16 protein-coding genes are annotated in these 16,327 nt (G+C 71.1%); 6 read left to right on the top strand and 10 right to left on the bottom strand.

Features of this window, described 5'->3' with window-relative positions:
• Nucleotides 1-45 precede the first annotated feature (45 nt).
• The gene (locus ACWEV3_RS26480; RefSeq protein ID WP_452616483.1) at nucleotides 46-306 is read right to left on the bottom strand and encodes a hypothetical protein; all 261 of its coding nucleotides are present in this window, start codon (nucleotides 304-306) and stop codon (nucleotides 46-48) included.
• Entirely contained in the window at nucleotides 303-1,034 is a 732-nt protein-coding gene (locus ACWEV3_RS26475; RefSeq protein WP_452616482.1) for a Mut7-C RNAse domain-containing protein, read from the bottom strand. Before ACWEV3_RS26475 ends, ACWEV3_RS26480 begins: the two co-directional genes overlap by 4 nt.
• 263 nt (nucleotides 1,035-1,297) lie before the next feature.
• On the opposite strand from ACWEV3_RS26475, the gene ACWEV3_RS26470 reads away from it, so the two are divergent.
• Nucleotides 1,298-2,500, top strand: coding sequence for an amidohydrolase family protein (locus ACWEV3_RS26470; RefSeq protein ID WP_452616481.1), 1,203 nt, complete (start codon nucleotides 1,298-1,300; stop codon nucleotides 2,498-2,500).
• 79 nt (nucleotides 2,501-2,579) lie between these two features.
• The gene (locus ACWEV3_RS26465) at nucleotides 2,580-2,957 is read left to right on the top strand and encodes a VOC family protein (RefSeq protein ID WP_452616480.1); all 378 of its coding nucleotides are present in this window, start codon (nucleotides 2,580-2,582) and stop codon (nucleotides 2,955-2,957) included.
• Here the strand turns inward: ACWEV3_RS26465 and ACWEV3_RS26460 are convergent.
• The 5 genes from ACWEV3_RS26460 to hpaD form a co-directional block, all read right to left on the bottom strand.
• A complete protein-coding gene (locus ACWEV3_RS26460) occupies nucleotides 2,920-4,074 on the bottom strand; it encodes a cation:proton antiporter (RefSeq protein WP_452616479.1) in 1,155 nt (384 codons plus the stop codon). The genes ACWEV3_RS26465 and ACWEV3_RS26460 overlap by 38 nt on opposite strands.
• Before the next feature lie 6 nt (nucleotides 4,075-4,080).
• On the bottom strand, nucleotides 4,081-4,560 hold the full coding sequence (locus ACWEV3_RS26455) for a cation:proton antiporter regulatory subunit (protein ID WP_452616478.1): 480 nt from the start codon (nucleotides 4,558-4,560) through the stop codon (nucleotides 4,081-4,083).
• A gap of 66 nt (nucleotides 4,561-4,626) precedes the next feature.
• Complete coding sequence (locus ACWEV3_RS26450; protein ID WP_452616477.1) at nucleotides 4,627-5,472, bottom strand: class I SAM-dependent methyltransferase; 846 nt, start codon at nucleotides 5,470-5,472, stop codon at nucleotides 4,627-4,629.
• Between the two features lie 92 nt (nucleotides 5,473-5,564).
• A complete protein-coding gene (locus tag ACWEV3_RS26445) occupies nucleotides 5,565-6,866 on the bottom strand; it encodes an MFS transporter (protein WP_452616476.1) in 1,302 nt (433 codons plus the stop codon).
• A 94-nt stretch (nucleotides 6,867-6,960) separates the two neighbouring features.
• Nucleotides 6,961-7,986, bottom strand: a complete 1,026-nt coding sequence (gene hpaD, locus ACWEV3_RS26440) for a 3,4-dihydroxyphenylacetate 2,3-dioxygenase (RefSeq protein ID WP_452616475.1) — start codon at nucleotides 7,984-7,986, stop codon at nucleotides 6,961-6,963.
• A gap of 127 nt (nucleotides 7,987-8,113) precedes the next feature.
• Here hpaD and ACWEV3_RS26435 point away from each other — a divergent pair, with 127 nt between their 5' ends.
• The 4 genes from ACWEV3_RS26435 (at nucleotide 8,114) to hpaE (ending at nucleotide 13,025) form a co-directional block, all read left to right on the top strand.
• On the top strand, nucleotides 8,114-9,598 hold the full coding sequence (locus tag ACWEV3_RS26435) for a fumarylacetoacetate hydrolase family protein (RefSeq protein ID WP_452616474.1): 1,485 nt from the start codon (nucleotides 8,114-8,116) through the stop codon (nucleotides 9,596-9,598).
• Nucleotides 9,595-10,275, top strand: coding sequence for a GntR family transcriptional regulator (locus ACWEV3_RS26430; RefSeq protein WP_452616473.1), 681 nt, complete (start codon nucleotides 9,595-9,597; stop codon nucleotides 10,273-10,275). Before ACWEV3_RS26435 ends, ACWEV3_RS26430 begins: the two co-directional genes overlap by 4 nt.
• Nucleotides 10,275-11,192, top strand: coding sequence for a 4-hydroxy-tetrahydrodipicolinate synthase (dapA, locus tag ACWEV3_RS26425; RefSeq protein ID WP_452616472.1), 918 nt, complete (start codon nucleotides 10,275-10,277; stop codon nucleotides 11,190-11,192). The genes ACWEV3_RS26430 and dapA overlap by 1 nt, the downstream gene beginning before the upstream one ends.
• A gap of 336 nt (nucleotides 11,193-11,528) precedes the next feature.
• Complete coding sequence (hpaE, locus tag ACWEV3_RS26420; RefSeq protein ID WP_452616471.1) at nucleotides 11,529-13,025, top strand: 5-carboxymethyl-2-hydroxymuconate semialdehyde dehydrogenase; 1,497 nt, start codon at nucleotides 11,529-11,531, stop codon at nucleotides 13,023-13,025.
• A 53-nt stretch (nucleotides 13,026-13,078) separates the two neighbouring features.
• Here hpaE and efeB read toward each other — a convergent pair whose 3' ends face one another.
• From efeB to efeU, 3 genes are read right to left on the bottom strand one after another with little or no spacing between them, the layout of a single operon-like run.
• On the bottom strand, nucleotides 13,079-14,308 hold the full coding sequence (gene efeB / locus ACWEV3_RS26415; protein ID WP_452616470.1) for an iron uptake transporter deferrochelatase/peroxidase subunit: 1,230 nt from the start codon (nucleotides 14,306-14,308) through the stop codon (nucleotides 13,079-13,081).
• Nucleotides 14,305-15,420 (bottom strand): iron uptake system protein EfeO, encoded by a 1,116-nt coding sequence (gene efeO, locus ACWEV3_RS26410; RefSeq protein ID WP_452616469.1) that lies wholly within the window; start codon nucleotides 15,418-15,420, stop codon nucleotides 14,305-14,307. The genes efeB and efeO overlap by 4 nt, the downstream gene beginning before the upstream one ends.
• Nucleotides 15,417-16,250 (bottom strand): iron uptake transporter permease EfeU, encoded by an 834-nt coding sequence (gene efeU, locus ACWEV3_RS26405; protein ID WP_452616468.1) that lies wholly within the window; start codon nucleotides 16,248-16,250, stop codon nucleotides 15,417-15,419. Before efeU ends, efeO begins: the two co-directional genes overlap by 4 nt.
• Between the last annotated feature and the right edge of the window lie 77 nt (nucleotides 16,251-16,327).

Raw genomic sequence — 16,327 nt, 5'->3', positions numbered from 1 at the left:
GGGTGGCGATTTCGCGCGAAATCGCCACCCATTTCGCATGCCGGCCTAGCTCCGGAACCGGCGCGCCGGCACGCGGATCTGCCCCTGCCACAGGTACTCCCGCAGGATTCCGGGCGCCGCGGTGTTCTCCACGAGGTGGGAATGCAGCACGCCACCGGCCCGCTCGCCCCAGACGATGCCGATCCCGTCCAGGTCGTGCACCCAGCATTCGAAGATCGTGACCTGGTAGGAGCGGACTTCGATCCCGGTGCCCGAGCCGTGCGCGATCTCGCACTGCTCGATGGACTCCGCGAAACGCAATTTCATGCTCCGGGGCCGATCCCGGGGTGGGAGAGGCGTGCTGCCCGGATGATCGCGTTGATCCGCCTTGCGTGCGCGCCTCGCCAGTAAACCTGGCCGCAGTCGCCGCAGCGCGCGTACTCGTCGTAGTGGCGGCGGGTTCCCGATTCGATCTCCGCGAGAACGTCCTTTTTGGACACTGTGATCAGTGGACCGTTGCACGACGTGCAGCGGGTCCACGGCGCGAGCGGCGGCGCGAACCGGCCGATGACGTCCGCCAGCTGCCGCGCGGGATCGGCGCCCCGCACGTAAGCGCCCGCCCACAAAGCCCGGCGGCGCAGGATTCCCCGATCTTGGGTCAGCAGCACCCGCCGTTCCCGCTCGGCCTGCGCGATCAGTTCGTCGTCGGCGGAATCGTTGCGGTAGGCGGTGTCCACGCCGAGCAGCCGCAGCCGCCGCGCCAGCTTGCCCAGGTGCACGTCCAGCACGAACCGCGTCGCGACCGGCTGCGGGCGCTCGACCGGACCGATGTCGATCGTCGCGCCGGGCCGTGGCTGGTGCCCCGGACCCGCGGGAACGCCGTCGACCAGCAGCCGCCCCACCTCGGTGAGCGGCACCCCGACGGATTCGGCGAGGTGCCCCAGCGTGGCGGTGCCGTCGTAGCGCAGCTCGAACTGCTCGACCCGGTGCCGCGGAGCGGCGAAGAACCGCAGATCCGGATCGATGCGCACCAGCACGGTCGCCTCCGGCGTCACCGCCCCATTGTCCCCTGCCTCCGAACGGCGGCATGTCAGCGCGTGGTCGAGCCGCTACGGTGATCATCCCGGCCGGTGTCGAGGGAGCCCCCGCGAAAGCTCCCGAGGGTGCTTGGCGCCCGCCGACGGTTGGGGTCGAATTGGCAGGCTTCGCTGCTCAGAACACGCAGGTATCCCGGCGCGCCGTGATGGTCGGCGCCTTGGTCGCCACCGGTGCCGCCGCATGCACCGGCGGATCCGCCACTGGTTCGGCGGGTGGGCGCTTGTTGTTGCGCGGCACCACGTTGCCCGACGGCCGCCGCGCCGATGTGCTGCTGGACCAGGGCAAGATCGCCGCGATCGGCGGGGACGCCGGGGGAGCGGACGAGCTCGACCTCGCCGGTTACCTGCTGCTGCCGTCCGGGGCGGAAACGCACGCGCACCTGGACAAGGCGTTCCTGGGGCGGCGGGTGCCGAACCCGGCCGGCGACCTGGCCGGGGCGATCGAGGTCATGTCGGCGATCGCGCCCACGATGACCGACGAAGACGTGCGGGAGCGGGCGAGCCGGGGCATCGAACTGGCCGTGCGGCACGGCTACACCGCGATCCGCACGCACGTGGACGTCAACGCGAGAAGCGGCACGCGCCCGCTGAAGGTGTTGCTCGACCTGCGGCAGCAGTACGCCGACATCGTCGACCTCCAGGTGGTGGCGTTCGTCGGCCCGGTCTCCGGCGAGGCCGGTGCCCGGGCTCGCGCGCTGCTGGACGAGGGCCTTCGGCTGGGTGCGGACGTGGTGGGCGGCCTGCCCTACGCCGATCCCGACCCGGCCCAGGCGGTGCGCGAATACCTCGCCGCCGCAAAGGAATACGGGCGGCTGGTCGACCTGCACACCGACGAGACCACCGATGCGAGCGTGCTCTCGCTGCGGGAGCTGATCGCCGAGACCGCCCGCGCGGGCATGGGCGGCAAGGTCGCCGCCTCGCACTGCGTCAGCCTCGGCCAGCAGGATCCGGAGACCGCGAACCTGGTCGCGAAGGACGCGGCGGCCGCAGGCGTCGCGGTGATCACGCTGCCGCAGACCAACTTGTACCTGCAGGGGCGTGAGGGCGGCGCCCGGGTGCCGCGCGGGCTGACGGCCATCGACGCGCTGCGCCGCGCGGGCGCCGTGCTGGCCGGTGGGGGCGACAACTGGCGGGATCCGTTCAACGCCGTGGGCCGCGCGGATCCGTTCGAGATCGCCTCGCTGCTGGTCGCCGCGGGCCACCTCGACACCGCGGCGGCCTACGCGGCGGTGTCCGACCAGGCCAGGACGGTGCTGAACCTGCCGCCGGTGGGCCTGCGCCCGGGTGACCCGGCGGAGCTCCTCGCGATCCGGGCGGCGGACCTGGACGAGGCGGTGGCAGGCGCGACCGAGGACCGCGCGGTCTTCCACCGCGGCCGTCTCGTCGCCCGGACCCAGGTGACCACGGCGCTGCACCGCGCGTGAGCGGCACCGATGAGTTCCCGGCTCGCGGGCGGTCTACCCCCGCGGAGACCGCGTTCACCCGACGAGGAAGGCACCCGCCGTGACGATCCAGCCGATCATCAACACGCCCGACCTGGACAGGCTGCTGAACTTCTACACAACGCTGTTCGGCGCGGTGGAGAAGGTCCGCATCCCGGACGGCGACCCGACGTTCTTCATCGGCCTGCGGGTCGGCGACGCCGAACTCGGCCTGGTCATCGACCGAGACGCCGAGGCGGGCACGACGGGGCGGGTCCTGCTGAGCTTCGACGTGGCGAACGTCGACGCCCTCCTCGACCAGGTGGCGGAGCTCGGCGGCCGGGTCCAGGGCCCGCCGAACGACATGCCGTGGGGCCGGCGAGTCGCCCACGTCTTCGACCCCGACGGCAACGCGGTGAACCTCACGCAGCAGATCTCGCCTGGCGGAGGGGAGGGCTGAACCACCAGGTGAGCAGCGGGCCCGCGATCGCCAGCACCAGCACGTAGCCCGTGGCCAGGGCGCCGATGCTGTCGCCCTGGACCGCCACCAGGCTGGCGATGATGATCGAGAACTCGCCGCGCACGATCAGCACGCTGCCCGCGCGCAGCCGGCCCTTCCGCCCCGCCCCGGCGCGGGCCGCCGCGAACCAGCCGGTGCCGACCTTGGTCAGCGCCGTCACCGCGGCCAGCGCGAGCGCCACCGGCAGCAGCGGAACCAGCGCAGCTGGGGACACGGAAATGCCGATCGCCAGGAAGAACGCCGCGGCGAACAGGTCCCGCAGCGGCGCGACCAGCGCCCGCACCCGTTCGGCCAGCGGGCCGGTCAACGCCAGCCCCACCAGGAACGCGCCGACCGCCGCCGACGCCCCGGCCAGCTCCGCGATCGCCGCCACCACCAGCGACAACCCGACGATCCGCAGCAGCAGCTGCTCGGTGTCGCCGTCCTCGACCAGGTGGCCGACGCGATGCCCCCAGCGCCGCGACGTGACCAGCGCCAGCAGCAGCACGCCCACCGCCACCGACACGCTCGCCAGGCCGTGCAGCACCGTGCCGCCGGTGGCCAGCACCGCCAGGATCGGCAGGTACACGGCCATCGCGAAGTCCTCCAGCAGCAGGATCGACAGCACCGCCGGCGTCTCCCGGTTGCCCAGCCGGTGCAGGTCGTCCAGCAGCCGGGACACGATCGTCGACGACGACACCCAGGTGATCCCGGCGAGCGCCACGATCCCGGTCGCGTCCAGCCCGAGCAGCCAGCCGGCCAGCGCGCCCGGCGCCGCGTTCACCACCATGTCCAGCAGCCCGGACGGGACGTGCCGGCGCAGCGTCACGGTGAACTCCTCGATGGAGAACTCCAGGCCGAGCGTGAGCAGCAGGAGCACCACGCCGATCGACGCGCCGATCTCCACGAAGTCGCGGGCGGCGGGCAGCGGCGCGATGCCGCCCTCGCCCACCGCGAGCCCCACCAGCAGGTACAGCGGGATCGGGGACACCCCGAAGCGCCGGGCGACCGTGCCGACCGCGCCGAGCACGATCAGGACGATCCCCAGTTCCAGCAGCAGCGCGATCGAGGTGTGCACGGCAGCTCACCCAGCCAGGATGCGTTCCACCCCGGTGATGCCCTGCTGCGTGCCGATCACCACGAGGATGTCCCCGGCCTCCAGGCCCTGGCCGGGCGCGGGCGAGGCGATGACGTCCTCGCCGCGCACGATCGCCACGATCGACGCGCCGGTGCGGGTGCGGGCGCGGGTCTCGCCGAGGGTGCGCCCGTCGAACGGCGAGCCGGTGGTCACCTCGACCTGACCGGCGTTGAGCCCCGGCACCTCGCGCGTCAGGTCGGCGAACCGCTCGGCGATGCGCGGGGCGCCGAGGATCTCGGTGACCGCGTCGGCCTCCTCCTCGCTGAGCCGGAAGAGCAGCCGGACCTCGTCGGGATCGTCGCCGGGGTAGGCGACGAATTCGAAGTCGCCGCGCCGCCGAGCCACCACACCGATGCGCTGGCCGTCGGTGGTGGTGAACTCGTACCGCAGCCCGACCCCGGGGAGCAGAACTTCGGTGACGTCCATGCGCCAATCATCGCGCCGCCCCGCCGCACCCGCCGGGCAGCGCGATGGCCGTGACCAGGGCGTCCGCTACTCGGTTCGCGCGTGGACCAGCCGTGACAGGGTGCTGGGGGACAGCCCGTCGCGGCGGTGCCACAGCTCGGGATCGATCGCGTTGCGCTGGTCGACGTCGTCGACGGCGGTGAGACCGCAATCTCGCAGCAGGGCGGCCATCTCGTCGGGTGTGAAGTAGCTCAGCCATGGTTCCCCGCCTTCACCGGCGACCTGCGCCACCGCTTCGGCGTACTCCCGGCCCACCGCGTCACGGAGTTCCTCGGACACGACGTAGTCGGTGACCAGCTGCGTTCCGGAGGCGAATCTTCCAATCGTCGCAAGGGTTTCGTGGATCGAGTCGCGGGTGAGGTACATGGTCACGCCGAGCCAGCTGATGAACGCGGGCCGCGCCGGATCGAATCCGGCGGCGACCAGGGCGTCGCCGAGCGAGTCCGATTCGAAGTCGACCGCGACGTGGGAAGCGGGGCCCGGAATGGTGATCCCGGCGTTTTCCAGCAGGTCGCGCTTCCAGTGCTGGGTAACCGGGTGGTCGACCTCGAAAACCCGGACGCCCAATTCGTTGCGATAGGCGAACGTGTCGAGCCCGGCGCCGAGGATCACGTATTGTGCAATCCCGTTCCGGGTGGCCGCGGCGAGGCGTTCTTCGGTGTAACGGCAGCGGATGACCGCCTGCGCTCTGGCGCCGCGCAGAATGGGGTGTTCCCCGCTGAACCGGTGGTAGCCGAGGAGTTCTTCGGCCTGCTCGCCCAGCAGCGGCACCGCGAGTGGGTCCGCGAAGATGTGGGGTTCGGCGTCCACCAGGACATGCGCGGCGCGTGCGGCAGCCGCCAGGAGTGCGGTTCGACTGGTTTCCTGATTCACGCGACCAATTTAGCCCACTAAAATTGGATCATATCACAGAACAAAAAATTCCGGAATGGTATGCGGGTGTCGATTGTGTCTCCTTCTCGCAATTACGTCCTGGCGTGAGTTGAATGCGTGGCGTTATGGTTTGCAGGTTTGCCGAGGTGGCGCGGGATGGCCGCGATCGCCGCCAGGCTGATCAGGTTGACCACCACCACGTAGCCGGAAATCGCGGCCGTGGTGCCGAAGTGGCCGAACAGGGCCGTGCAGATGATCGGCGCGAAGCCGCCGCCGAGCACCGCGCCGAGCGAGTACGACAGCGACGCACCCGAGTAGCGCCACTCCGGCCGGAACAGCTCGGTGAACAGCGCCGCCTGCGGCGCGTAGGTCGCCGCCACGCCGACCACGTACACGACCTGGGCCAGCAGGACCATCAGCGCCGCCCTCGTGTCGATCAGCCAGAACAGTGGGAACGCCCACAGCAGGTTCAGCGCGCTGCCGAACAGGTAGACGTTGCGGCGGCCGACGCGGTCGGACAGGCCGCCGAACAGCGGCGTCAGCGCGAGCCAGGCCACCGAGCCGAGCAGCAGGTTCAGCAGCGCGGTCTGCTGGCCCAGCCCGGCCTCGTCGACGCTGTAGCTGACCAGGTACACCATGAAGATGTAGCCGAGGGTGTTGTTGCCGATGAAGGTGCCGGTGGCCACCAGCAGCGCCGCCGGCTGGTGCCGGAGCACCTGCGCCACCGGCAGCCTCGCCCGCCGCTGCCGGACCTCGGCGAACACCGGGCTCTCCACCACCCGCAGCCGGATGTAGAGGCCCAGCAGCACCAGCACGATGCTGAGCAGGAACGGGATCCGCCAGCCCCAGGCCGCGAACTGCTCGCCGGAGGTGGCGCCGCGCACCGCCAGGAAGACCAATGTGGACAGCACCATGCCCAGCGGGGTGCCGATCTGGGCGTAGGAGCCGAACAGCCCGCGCCGGTTGCGCGGCGCGTGCTCGACGGCCATCAGCGCGGCTCCGCCCCACTCGCCGCCCGCGCTGATGCCTTGGAGCACCCGGCAGAGCACCAGCGCCAGCGGCGCCCACGCGCCCCACGCGTGGTAGTTCGGCAGCAGGCCGATGGCCATCGTCGAGCAGCCCATCACCAGCAGCGAGAACACCAGCATCGACTTGCGGCCGATGCGGTCGCCGAAGTGCCCCATCAGCACCCCGCCCAGCGGGCGGGCCACGAATCCGATCGCGAGGGTGGAGAACGCGGCCAGCTTCCCGGCGGTGGGGGAGAGGTCGGGGAAGAACTGCGGGGCGAAGATCAGCGCCGATGCGGTGCCGTAGAGGAAGTAGTCGTACCACTCGATGGTGGTGCCGACCATGCTGGCGAGCCTGGCGCGCCGCGCCTGTTCCGCGTTGCTCATGGATCCGCCTCTTCGTTGAGTGGAACCGTCCGCTGTGGACACTGCTCGTGAGTGCTTTGGACTGCTACAGCACTCCAAAACGCTCACGAGACGATCAGGACTGCTGCAGCTGCGCCTCGGTGACCACGCCGATCCCGTCGGCTCCGACGTGCACCGTCTCCTCCGACACCGGCGGGTGCACCAGCGGCTTCGGCTTGCCGTCCAGGCCGAAGGCGGTCGATCCCTCGCGGTACCAGGAGGGGACCACGTCGTGGCCCCAGAAGTCGCGGCGGCGCGGGTCCTGCACGCTCCACCGGAAGGTCGGGTGGTCGGGGTCGCCGGTGTAGTAGTCGCTGGTGTAGAGCTCCAGCCGGTGGCCGTCGGGGTCGCGCAGGTAGAGGTAGAAGGCGTTGGACACGCCGTGGCGGCCCGGCCCGCGCTCGATGTGGGCGTGGTCGGCGGTGGCGCCGAGGATGTCGCAGGCCCGCAGGATGTGGTGCGACTCCGGGACGAAGAAGGCGATGTGGTGCAGCCGCGGCCCGGCGCCGCCGGTGAAGGCGATGTCGTGCACCGTCGGCTTGCGGAACATCCAGGCCGCGTAGAGCTGGTCGTCGTCCTCGATGGTCTCGGAGGTGCGGAAGCCGAGCTCGGCGTAGAAGTCGTGCGCGGCCTGCACGTCCGGGGTGAGCACGTTGAAGTGGTCGATGCGCGCGGGTTCCGCGCCGCGCCGCAGGTCGTAGCGCTGCACGTGCCGCGGGCCGTGCTCGGCGTGGTGGAAGAACTCGACCGGGAAGCCCAGCGGGTCCTCGACGCGCACCGCCTCGCCGATGCCGCGGGTGGTGCCGGCGGGCACCTCCTGGGTGGGCAAGCCCTTGGCGGCGAAGAACTCCTTGGCGCGCTGGACGTCCTCGGGCGTGCGCACCCGGTACGCCAGCCGCCGCAGACCCGGCTCCGGGGCCTTGCGCAGCACGAGGCTGTGGTGCAGGAACTCCTCGTAGCCGCGCAGGTAGATGACCTCGTCGTCCTCTTCGATGGCTTCGAACCCGAGGGCGTCCACCCAGAACCGGCGAGCACGTGGCAGATCGGTGACGGCCAGCTCGGCGTCCGCGGCGCGGACCACGTCGGGAGCGGGAACAGGCATTCGCGCACCTACCAGGATCATATATGATTGGCTGGCGCTGAAGATTACGCAGCCTCTTCCGGGGGCGTCAATAGTCCTTATTGCTGAAGAAAATCTCGATCAGGTCATCCGGATCGCCGCATCGATCTTGGTTGACATCATATCTGATTTGGGTTCATCATCTCGGCGAACGGATCGTGCGCCCGACGGGAGGAATCCGGTGTCGCACCCCTTGGGGCTGTCGCCCAGCAAGATCATCGCGGTGCACCTGAACTACCGCAGCCGCGCGCGGGAGCGCGGCCGGACGCCCCGGGAGCCGTCGTACTTCCTCAAGCCGCCGTCGTCGCTGGCCGCCGACGGTCAAGCGGCCGTGCGCCCGCGCGGCGCGGAGGCGCTCGGCGTCGAGGGCGAGATCGCGGTCATCATCGGCGAGCGGGCCCGCAACGTGCCGCTGGAATCCGCCGCGGACCACATCGCCGGCATCGCGGCGGCCAACGACATCGGCTGCTACGACCTGCGCTACGCCGACCGCGGCTCCAACGTGCGCAGCAAGGGCTCCGACGGCTACACCCCGGTCGGCCCGGCCATCATCGATCCCGCCGACGTGGACCTGCGCGATCTGGCCATCCGCCTGTGGGTCAACGGCGAGCTCGTCCAGGAGGACAACTCCGGCGGCCTGCTGTTCGGCTTCGACTACCTGATCGCCGATCTTTCCCGGTCGCTCACCCTGGAACCCGGCGACATCATCCTCACCGGCACCCCGGCCGCGCCGCCGATCGTCCGGCCCGGCGACGTCGTCGAGGTCGAGGTCGGCGAGGGAGGCAGGCTCCGGACGGTGATCGCCGAGAGCGACGAACCGATGAGCGGGCCGGGCGCGCTCCCGGCACTGTCCGAAAAGGACCGGGAGGACGCCTTCGGCGAGCCGGCCGGGCTCGGGCTCTCCGAGGAGACCGAGCGGAACCTGCGCGGCGTCGCCACCGCGACGATCTCCGCCCAGCTGCGCAAGCGCGGCATCCACCACGCGTTCATCGAATCGGTGCGCCCGGCCAAGCCCGGCACCCGGCTGCTCGGCCGCGCCCACACGCTGCGCTACCTGCCGCTGCGCGAGGACCTCTTCGAGAAGCACGGCGGCGGCTACAACGCGCAGAAGTCCGCGGTCGACTCCATCGGGCCCGGCGAGGTGCTGGTCATCGACGCGCGCGGCGACTCCCACGCCGGGACCATCGGCGACATCCTCGCGCTGCGGGTGCAACGCGCCGGCGGCGCCGGGATCGTGACCGACGGCGCGGTGCGCGACAGCGGCTCGTTCGCCGACCTCGACATCCCGACCTTCGCGGCCTTCCAGCACGCCGCCGTGCTCGGCAACCGGCACGTGCCGTGGGAGGACAACGTCGCGATCGCCTGCGGGGGAGCGCTGGTCGAACCCGGCGACGTCCTCGTCGGCGACGACGACGGCGTGGTCGTCATCCCGCCCGCGCTGGCCGACGAGATCGCCGCCGGTGCCGTCGAGCAGGAACGCCAGGAGCGGTTCATCTACCAGCAGGTCGACGCGGGCCACCGCATCGAGGGCCTGTACCCGCTCGGCGGGGAATGGCGGGAGCGGTACCAGCAGTGGCGGGACGGTGCGGCGTGACGGCGGCGCAGGACGGCGCGTCGAAGTCCGAGATCGCCTACCGGCACCTCCGGCAGCAGATCGTCGAGCGCACCCTGGCGCCGGGCGCGCGGCTGGTGCTGGAGCAGATCGCCCGCGAGCTGGACATGAGCGTGGTGCCGGTGCGGGAGGCGATCCGCCGCCTGGAGGCCGAGGGCTACGTCAGCTACCAGCGCAACGTGGGCGCGCAGGTCACCTCGATCGACCCCGACCAGTACCTGAACAGCATGGAGGCGCTGGCGCTGCTGGAGGGCTTCGCCACCGCCTCGGGCGCGCGGCTGATCAGCGCGGCCGAGCTCGACCGGGCGCGGGCGATCAACCAGGAGCTCAAGCGCAAGGCCGAGCAGGGCGACGCCCGCGCCTACACCGAGCTCAACCGGGAGTTCCACCGCACGCTGTGCGGGGCGAGCGCGAACGCGCACCTGCTCGGCCTGCTGGAGCGGGAGTGGTCGCGGCTGGACCTGATCCGCCGGTCCAGCTTCGCGCTGGTCCCCGAGCGCTACGCCGAATCCTTCGCCGAGCACGAGGCGCTGCTGCAGCTCGTCGCCTGCGGCGCGACGGAGTCCACTGTGGAGCAGTTCGCGCGGGAGCACACGCTGCGGACCGCTCGCGCGGCCGTGGCCTCGCTGCAGGCGACCGCCGAAGAAGAGGAGCAATGATGAGGTTCCGCGCCGACCCGACGCAGGTCAGGGGCTCGATCGCGCCGGTGGTCACGCCGTTCACCGCGGGCGGCGAACTCGACGAGGCGGGCCTGCGAAACCTGGTCCGCTGGCAGCTGGCCAACGGCTCGCACGGCATCTCCAGCGGCGGTTCCACCGGCGAGCCCAGCGCCCAGACGCTCGCGGAGCGCAAGCGGTCGCTGGAGATCGTGGCCGAGGAGACCGCCGACCGGGTGCCGTTCCTGCCGGGCACCGGATCGGCGAAGCTGGACGAGACGCTGGAGCTGACCGGACACGCCCGCGACCTCGGCGCCGACATCGCCCTGGTGATCACGCCCTACTACGCCCGGCCCACCCAGGATGCGCTGTTCACCTGGTACTCGACGGTCGCCGCGGAGTACCCGGACCTGCCGATCGTGGTCTACAACGTGCCCAGCCGCACCGCGGTCAGCGTCGACCCGGCCACCGTGGCCCGGCTGCGCAGGGCGCACGACAACATCGTCGGGATCAAGGAGACCACCAAGGACTTCGAGCACTTCTCGCACGTGCTCAAGGCCTGCGGCCGCGACTTCCTGATGTGGTCCGGCATCGAGCTGCTGTGCCTGCCGCTGCTGTCCATCGGCGGCGTCGGGTTCGTCAGCGCGGTGGCCAACCTGGCGCCGAAGGCGGTCGCGGACATGTACCAGGCCTATGTGGACGGTCGGGTGGACGAGGCGATCGACCTGCACTACCGGCTGCACCCGCTGGTCGAGCTGGTGTTCACCGAGACGAACCCGTCCGCGGTGAAGGCGGTGCTCGCGGAGCGGGGCCTGATCGCCAGCGACCACGTCCGGCCGCCGCTGATCCCCCTCACCGAAGGGGGCCGAACCAAGATCGAGGCCCTGCTGGCCGAGGGCGGCGACCTGATCCCGAGCTGAGGCCGCCGCAATTTCCATTGAAATCGAAGGTTCGATTTCAATGGAAATTGCGGACCCCGGCGCGTCGCCCCACGACACACCGACACCTGTGGACAACTTCCGCAATTTCAATGGAAGTTGGAGGTTCGATTTCCATTGAAATTGCGGACCCCGGACCCCGGACCCCGGATCTCGGACCCCGGACCCCGGACCCCGGATCTCGGGCCCCGGGCCCCGGGCCCCGGACCCCGGACCCCGGACCCCGGATCTCGGATCTCGGGCCCCGGGCGCCGGGCCCCGGATCTCCGGACGGGTTTCCGGGGCTCGATGTTCGATGTTGACGACGTGAGGATGTAGATGCGCAACGCACCGGAGCAGGTTCCCGAGCTGATCACCCACTACATCGGTGGCGAACACGTTCCCAGCGCCGGCGGGCAGACCTTCGGGGTGCTGGATCCCGCGACCAACACCGAGTACACCCGCGCCGCCGCCGGCCAGGCCGCCGACGTCGACCGCGCGGTCCGGGCCGCGGCCGAGGCGTTCCGCGACAGCGGGTGGGCCGACATGCGCAACCGCGCCCGCGCGGGGGTCCTCAACCGGATCGCCGACGGCATCGAGGCCCGCGGCGAGCAGGTCGCGCGGTGGGAATCCTTCGACACCGGCCTGCCGATCTCCCAGGTCGAGCAGCAGGCCAAGCGCGCGGCGGAGAACTTCCGGTTCTTCGCCGACCTGATCGTGGTGCAGACCGAGGAGGCCTACCGGGTCGCCGACGTCCAGCTCAACTACGTGGTGCGCAAGCCCAAGGGCGTGGCCGGGCTGATCACGCCGTGGAACACGCCGTTCATGCTGGAGAGCTGGAAGCTGGCGCCCGCGCTGGCCTCGGGCTGCACGGTGGTGCTCAAGCCGGCCGAGTGGTCGCCGCTGTCGGTGAGCCTGCTGCCGGAGATCTTCGCCGAGGCGGGCGTGCCCGCCGGGGTCTTCAACATCGTGCACGGCATCGGCGAGCAGGCCGGCGACGCGCTGGTCCGGCACCCGGACGTGCCGGTGCTGTCGTTCACCGGCGAGACCGCCACCGGCCAGGTGATCATGCGCAACGCCGCCGACGGGCTCAAGGGCCTGTCGATGGAGCTCGGCGGCAAGTCGCCGAACATCATCTTCGCGGACGCCGATCTGGACGCGGCCCTGGACAGCGCGATCTTCGGGGTGTTCTCCCTCAACGGCGAGCGCTGCACGGCGGGTTCGCGGGTGCTGGTGCACCGCAGCATCTACGCCGACTTCGTGCGGCAGCTCGGGGAGCGCGCCGCCCGGTTCAAGGTCGGCCCGCCCGGCGACGAGTCCACCGAACTGGGCGCCCTGATCCACCCGGAGCACTTCGACAAGGTGATCGGCCACGTGGCGAAGGCCGAGGCCGAGGGCGCGCGGCTGGTCACCGGCGGCAAGCGGCCGGATCACCTGCCGGACGGCAACTTCCTGGAGCCGACGGTGTTCGCCGACGTCACCCCGGAGCACACGCTGTTCCGGGAGGAGGTGTTCGGCCCGGTGGTGGCGGTGACGCCGTTCGACGACGAGGCCGAGGCGGTGCGGCTGGCCAACGACACGAAGTACGGCCTGGCGGCCTACGTGTGGACCAACGACCTCAAGCGCGGCCTGCGGGTGGCCAACCAGGTCGAGGCGGGCATGCTCTGGCTGAACTCGCACAACATCCGGGACCTGAGGACGCCGTTCGGCGGCATCAAGGCCAGCGGAGTGGGCCACGAGGGAGGCACCCGGAGCATCGACTTCTACACGGACCAGCGCATCGTGCACGCCTGGATCGCCGACGGCGGCCTGCCCCGCTTCGGCGGCACCAGCTGATCCCGGCCCGGTTTGAAACCTCCCGATTCTGCCTGAAATCGGCGGCAGGGCCGTCAGGCGAACAGCGACTCGCCCCAGTGACCGCCGGGCTGGATGCCCGGCGGGCAGGCGAAGATCGCCGAGCCGTTGTGCTGGAGGTACTCCATCATCAGGTCCTTCTTGGACAGCAGGCGCTGCACCGGGATGAACTGGGTGCGCGGATCGCGGTTGAAGCACACGAAGAACAGCCCGGCGTCGAGCCGCCCCAGGCCGTCCGATCCGTCGGTGAAGTTGTAGCCGCGGCGCAACATCCGCGCGCCGCCGTGCGTTTCGGGCGCGGCGAGCCGGATGTGCGAGTCCTCCGCGATGCGCAGCTCGCCGTCCGTGCCGCGGGCCTGCAGGTCGACCCGGTCGAACTCGCCGGCCGCGCCGTGCGGCGCGCCGCTGCCCTTGGTGCGGCCGACGATGGTCTCCTGCTCGCCCAGCGACGTCCGGTCCCAGGTCTCGATGTGCATCCGGATCCGCCGCGCCACCAGGTAGGTGCCGCCGGTCATCCACTGCGGACCGTCGCCGGGCTGGGCCCACACGTGCCGGTCCAGCTCCGCGGTGTCCTCGGCCTTCAGGTTGTTGGTGCCGTCCTTGAAGCCGAACAGGTTGCGCGGCGTGCTCTGGGCGCGCGACGTCGTGGCGGTCCGGCCGAATCCGAGCTGCGACCAGCGCACCGCGACCTTGCCGAACCCGATGCGCGCCAGGTTGCGCACCGCGTGCACCGCCACCTGCGGGTCGTCGGCGCAGGCCTGCACGCACAGGTCGCCTCCGCTGCGCGCCGGGTCGAGGGCGTCGGCGGGGAAGTGCGGCAGGTCGACGAGGGCCGGGGGACGGCGGTCGGCGAGGCCGAAGCGCCCGTCGAACAGCGACGGCCCGAAGCCGATGGTCAGCGTCAGCGCGGACGCGGGCAGGCCGAGCGCCTCCCCGGTGTCGCCGGGCGGCTCCTCGGCGTGCCCGCCGACCGCGCCGTCCGCGACCGCCTCCTGCCCGGCGGTCATCCGCTCCGCGGCCCGGGTCCAGTCGCGCAGCAGCGCGACCAGCTCGGCGCGGTCGGTCGTGGTGACGTCGAAGGCGACGAAGTGCATGCGGTCCTGGGCCGGCGTGACGATGCCCGCCTGGTGCGGACCGTGGAACGGCACCGTCGCTGCCTCGTCGCCGGGGCTGCCCACGACATATCCCGCCCCGGCACCCGCACCCGCGACGGCGACACCCGCTCCGGCCAGCCCGAACAGCCTGCGGCGGGAGACTCCGGTCATCGCGCCACCACGCCCGCGGTCTTGCTCAGCGGCTCGCCGAGCGCGTCCACGGCCGCCGCCAGCTCCTTGACCTGCTCCGGGCTCAGCTCGGTGTAGAGCCGGAACCCGTCGCCGACCTGGTAGCGCGCCAGCAGCGCGTCCACCGCGGCGAACTTCTCGTCGAGGGTGGCAACCAGCTGCGGATCCTTCTCGGCCAGCACCGGGCGCAGCACGGCGACGACCTGCTTCGCACCGTCCACATTGGCCTGGAAGTCCCACAGGTCGGTGTGCGACAAGATCTCCTCCTCGCCGGTGACCTTGCCGGTGGCGACCTCGTCGAGCAGTTCCTTGGCGCCACCCGCGATGCCTGCCGGGGTCAGCTCGACGGTGCGGGTCTGCGCGACGAGCTGGTCGACGTCGGCGAGCAGCTGGTCGGCGATCGCCGGGGTGTCCGGCTGCGGGCCGGTGACCCAGAGGTCCTTCTCCAGCCGGTGGAAACCGGTGAACGCCTGGCCGGGCTCCAGGTCGGCCTCCCGGCCGTCCATCTTCGGGTCCAGGTCGCCGAAGCTCTCCGCGACCGGTTCGATGCGCTCCCACGGCAGCCGGGCCGGCGCGTACAGCTGCTTGGCCTGCGCCACGTCACCGGCCTTCACGGCGGCGACGAACTGGGCGGTCTTGGCCTTGAGCTCGTCGGCCTGCCCGTCCACGTACTGCTTGTACTCGGTGACGGCCTGCGCCGCGGCCCCGCCCTGCGGCGCGGCGGAGCCGGTCACGGTGAACTCGCCTCGGATGCCGTCGCCCTTCATACCGGGCTTGCACGCGGTCGTGTACTTGCCGCCCTGCGGCACCTCGGCGACGAGCTGGCGGCTCAGGCCGGGGCCGATGTTCTCGACCTCGCTGACGATCCGGCCGCCCTCGTCGTAGAGGTAGAACTCGGTGACCTGGCTGCCCTTGTTGGTGATGTCGAAGCGGATCGTGCCGGCCGCGGCGGAGGTCGCGGACAGCTTGCAGGCGTCGTCGGAGGCCTCGACGGTGATCGCGCCGGGCGCGCCGCCGCCGGGCTGGCCGGCGCATCCGGCCGCGAGCAGGACCGCGCCGAGCGCGGGCACCAGGGTGCGGGCTTTGAGGTTCACTTGGCATCTCCGGTGCGGATCTCAGCGGGGCGGTGGGGGCGGAGGAACAACGGGAGGACGATCGCGACGTAGCCGACCCAGACGACGGCCTCGACCACGGTGGTCTGCGGGGAGAAGTTGAAGATCCCCTTCAGCAGCGCGCCGTACCAGGACGTCGGCGGGATGATGTTGCTGACGTCGAACGCGAGCGCGTTCAGGCCGGGCAGGATCCCGGCCTCCTGCAGGTCGTGCACGCCGTAGGCGAAGACCCCGGCGGCGACGAAGACCAGCAGCACGCCGGTGACGGTGAAGAACTTCGACAGGTTGACCTTGATCGCCCCGGCGTAGAGCAGCCAGCCGAGCAGGATCGAGATCGCGATGCCGATCAGGAAACCGAGCAGTGGCAGCACGGTGCCGCCGCCGGCGGACTGGACGCTGGAGAAGAAGAACACCGCGGTCTCCATGCCCTCCCGCGCGACCGAGAGGAACGCGACGGTGGCCACGGCGACCGGGCCGAGCCGCAGCGCCTCGTCGAGCTGCCCGCGCAGCTGGGCGGCCATGGTGCGGCCGGCGCGGCGCATCCAGAAGATCATGCCGGTGACGAAGGCGACCGCGATGATCGAGGCGATCCCGCCGAAGGCTTCCTGCGCCTCGAAGCTGAGCGTCGCCGCGGTGTAGGTGAGCACCGCTCCGAGGGCCACCGAGAGCGCGACCGCCGCGGCGACCCCGAGCCAGACCTGCGGCAGCGCGCGGCGGCGATCGGTCCGGACGAGGAATGCGACCAGAATGCTGACCACGAGAACGGCCTCCAGCCCTTCTCGCAGTCCGATCAACGCATTACTGAATAGCATTCGCATCTTCCTTGTTCGGCGACCGGCGAGGCATGGAGAACATAGGTAAGGCTCACCTTCATGTCAAATGGTTGTGA

It is taken from the genome of Saccharopolyspora sp. NPDC003752, from assembly GCF_053605825.1.
The sequence above is the reverse complement of the archived record's forward strand: the minus strand, read 5'-3'. Positions and strand labels throughout refer to the sequence as shown.

Excerpts from the sequence above, each read along its gene's own strand:
- dapA (WP_452616472.1), top strand. The coding sequence starts at position 10,275 with ATGAGGTTCCGCGCCGACCCGACGCAGGTCAGGGGCTCGATCGCGCCG.
- efeB (WP_452616470.1), bottom strand. The coding sequence starts at position 14,308 with ATGACCGGAGTCTCCCGCCGCAGGCTGTTCGGGCTGGCCGGAGCGGGT.
- efeU (WP_452616468.1), bottom strand. The coding sequence starts at position 16,250 with ATGCTATTCAGTAATGCGTTGATCGGACTGCGAGAAGGGCTGGAGGCC.
- hpaE (WP_452616471.1), top strand. The coding sequence starts at position 11,529 with ATGCGCAACGCACCGGAGCAGGTTCCCGAGCTGATCACCCACTACATC.
- ACWEV3_RS26480 (WP_452616483.1), bottom strand. The coding sequence starts at position 306 with ATGAAATTGCGTTTCGCGGAGTCCATCGAGCAGTGCGAGATCGCGCAC.
- ACWEV3_RS26445 (WP_452616476.1), bottom strand. The coding sequence starts at position 6,866 with ATGAGCAACGCGGAACAGGCGCGGCGCGCCAGGCTCGCCAGCATGGTC.
- hpaD (WP_452616475.1), bottom strand. The coding sequence starts at position 7,986 with ATGCCTGTTCCCGCTCCCGACGTGGTCCGCGCCGCGGACGCCGAGCTG.
- ACWEV3_RS26455 (WP_452616478.1), bottom strand. The coding sequence starts at position 4,560 with ATGGACGTCACCGAAGTTCTGCTCCCCGGGGTCGGGCTGCGGTACGAG.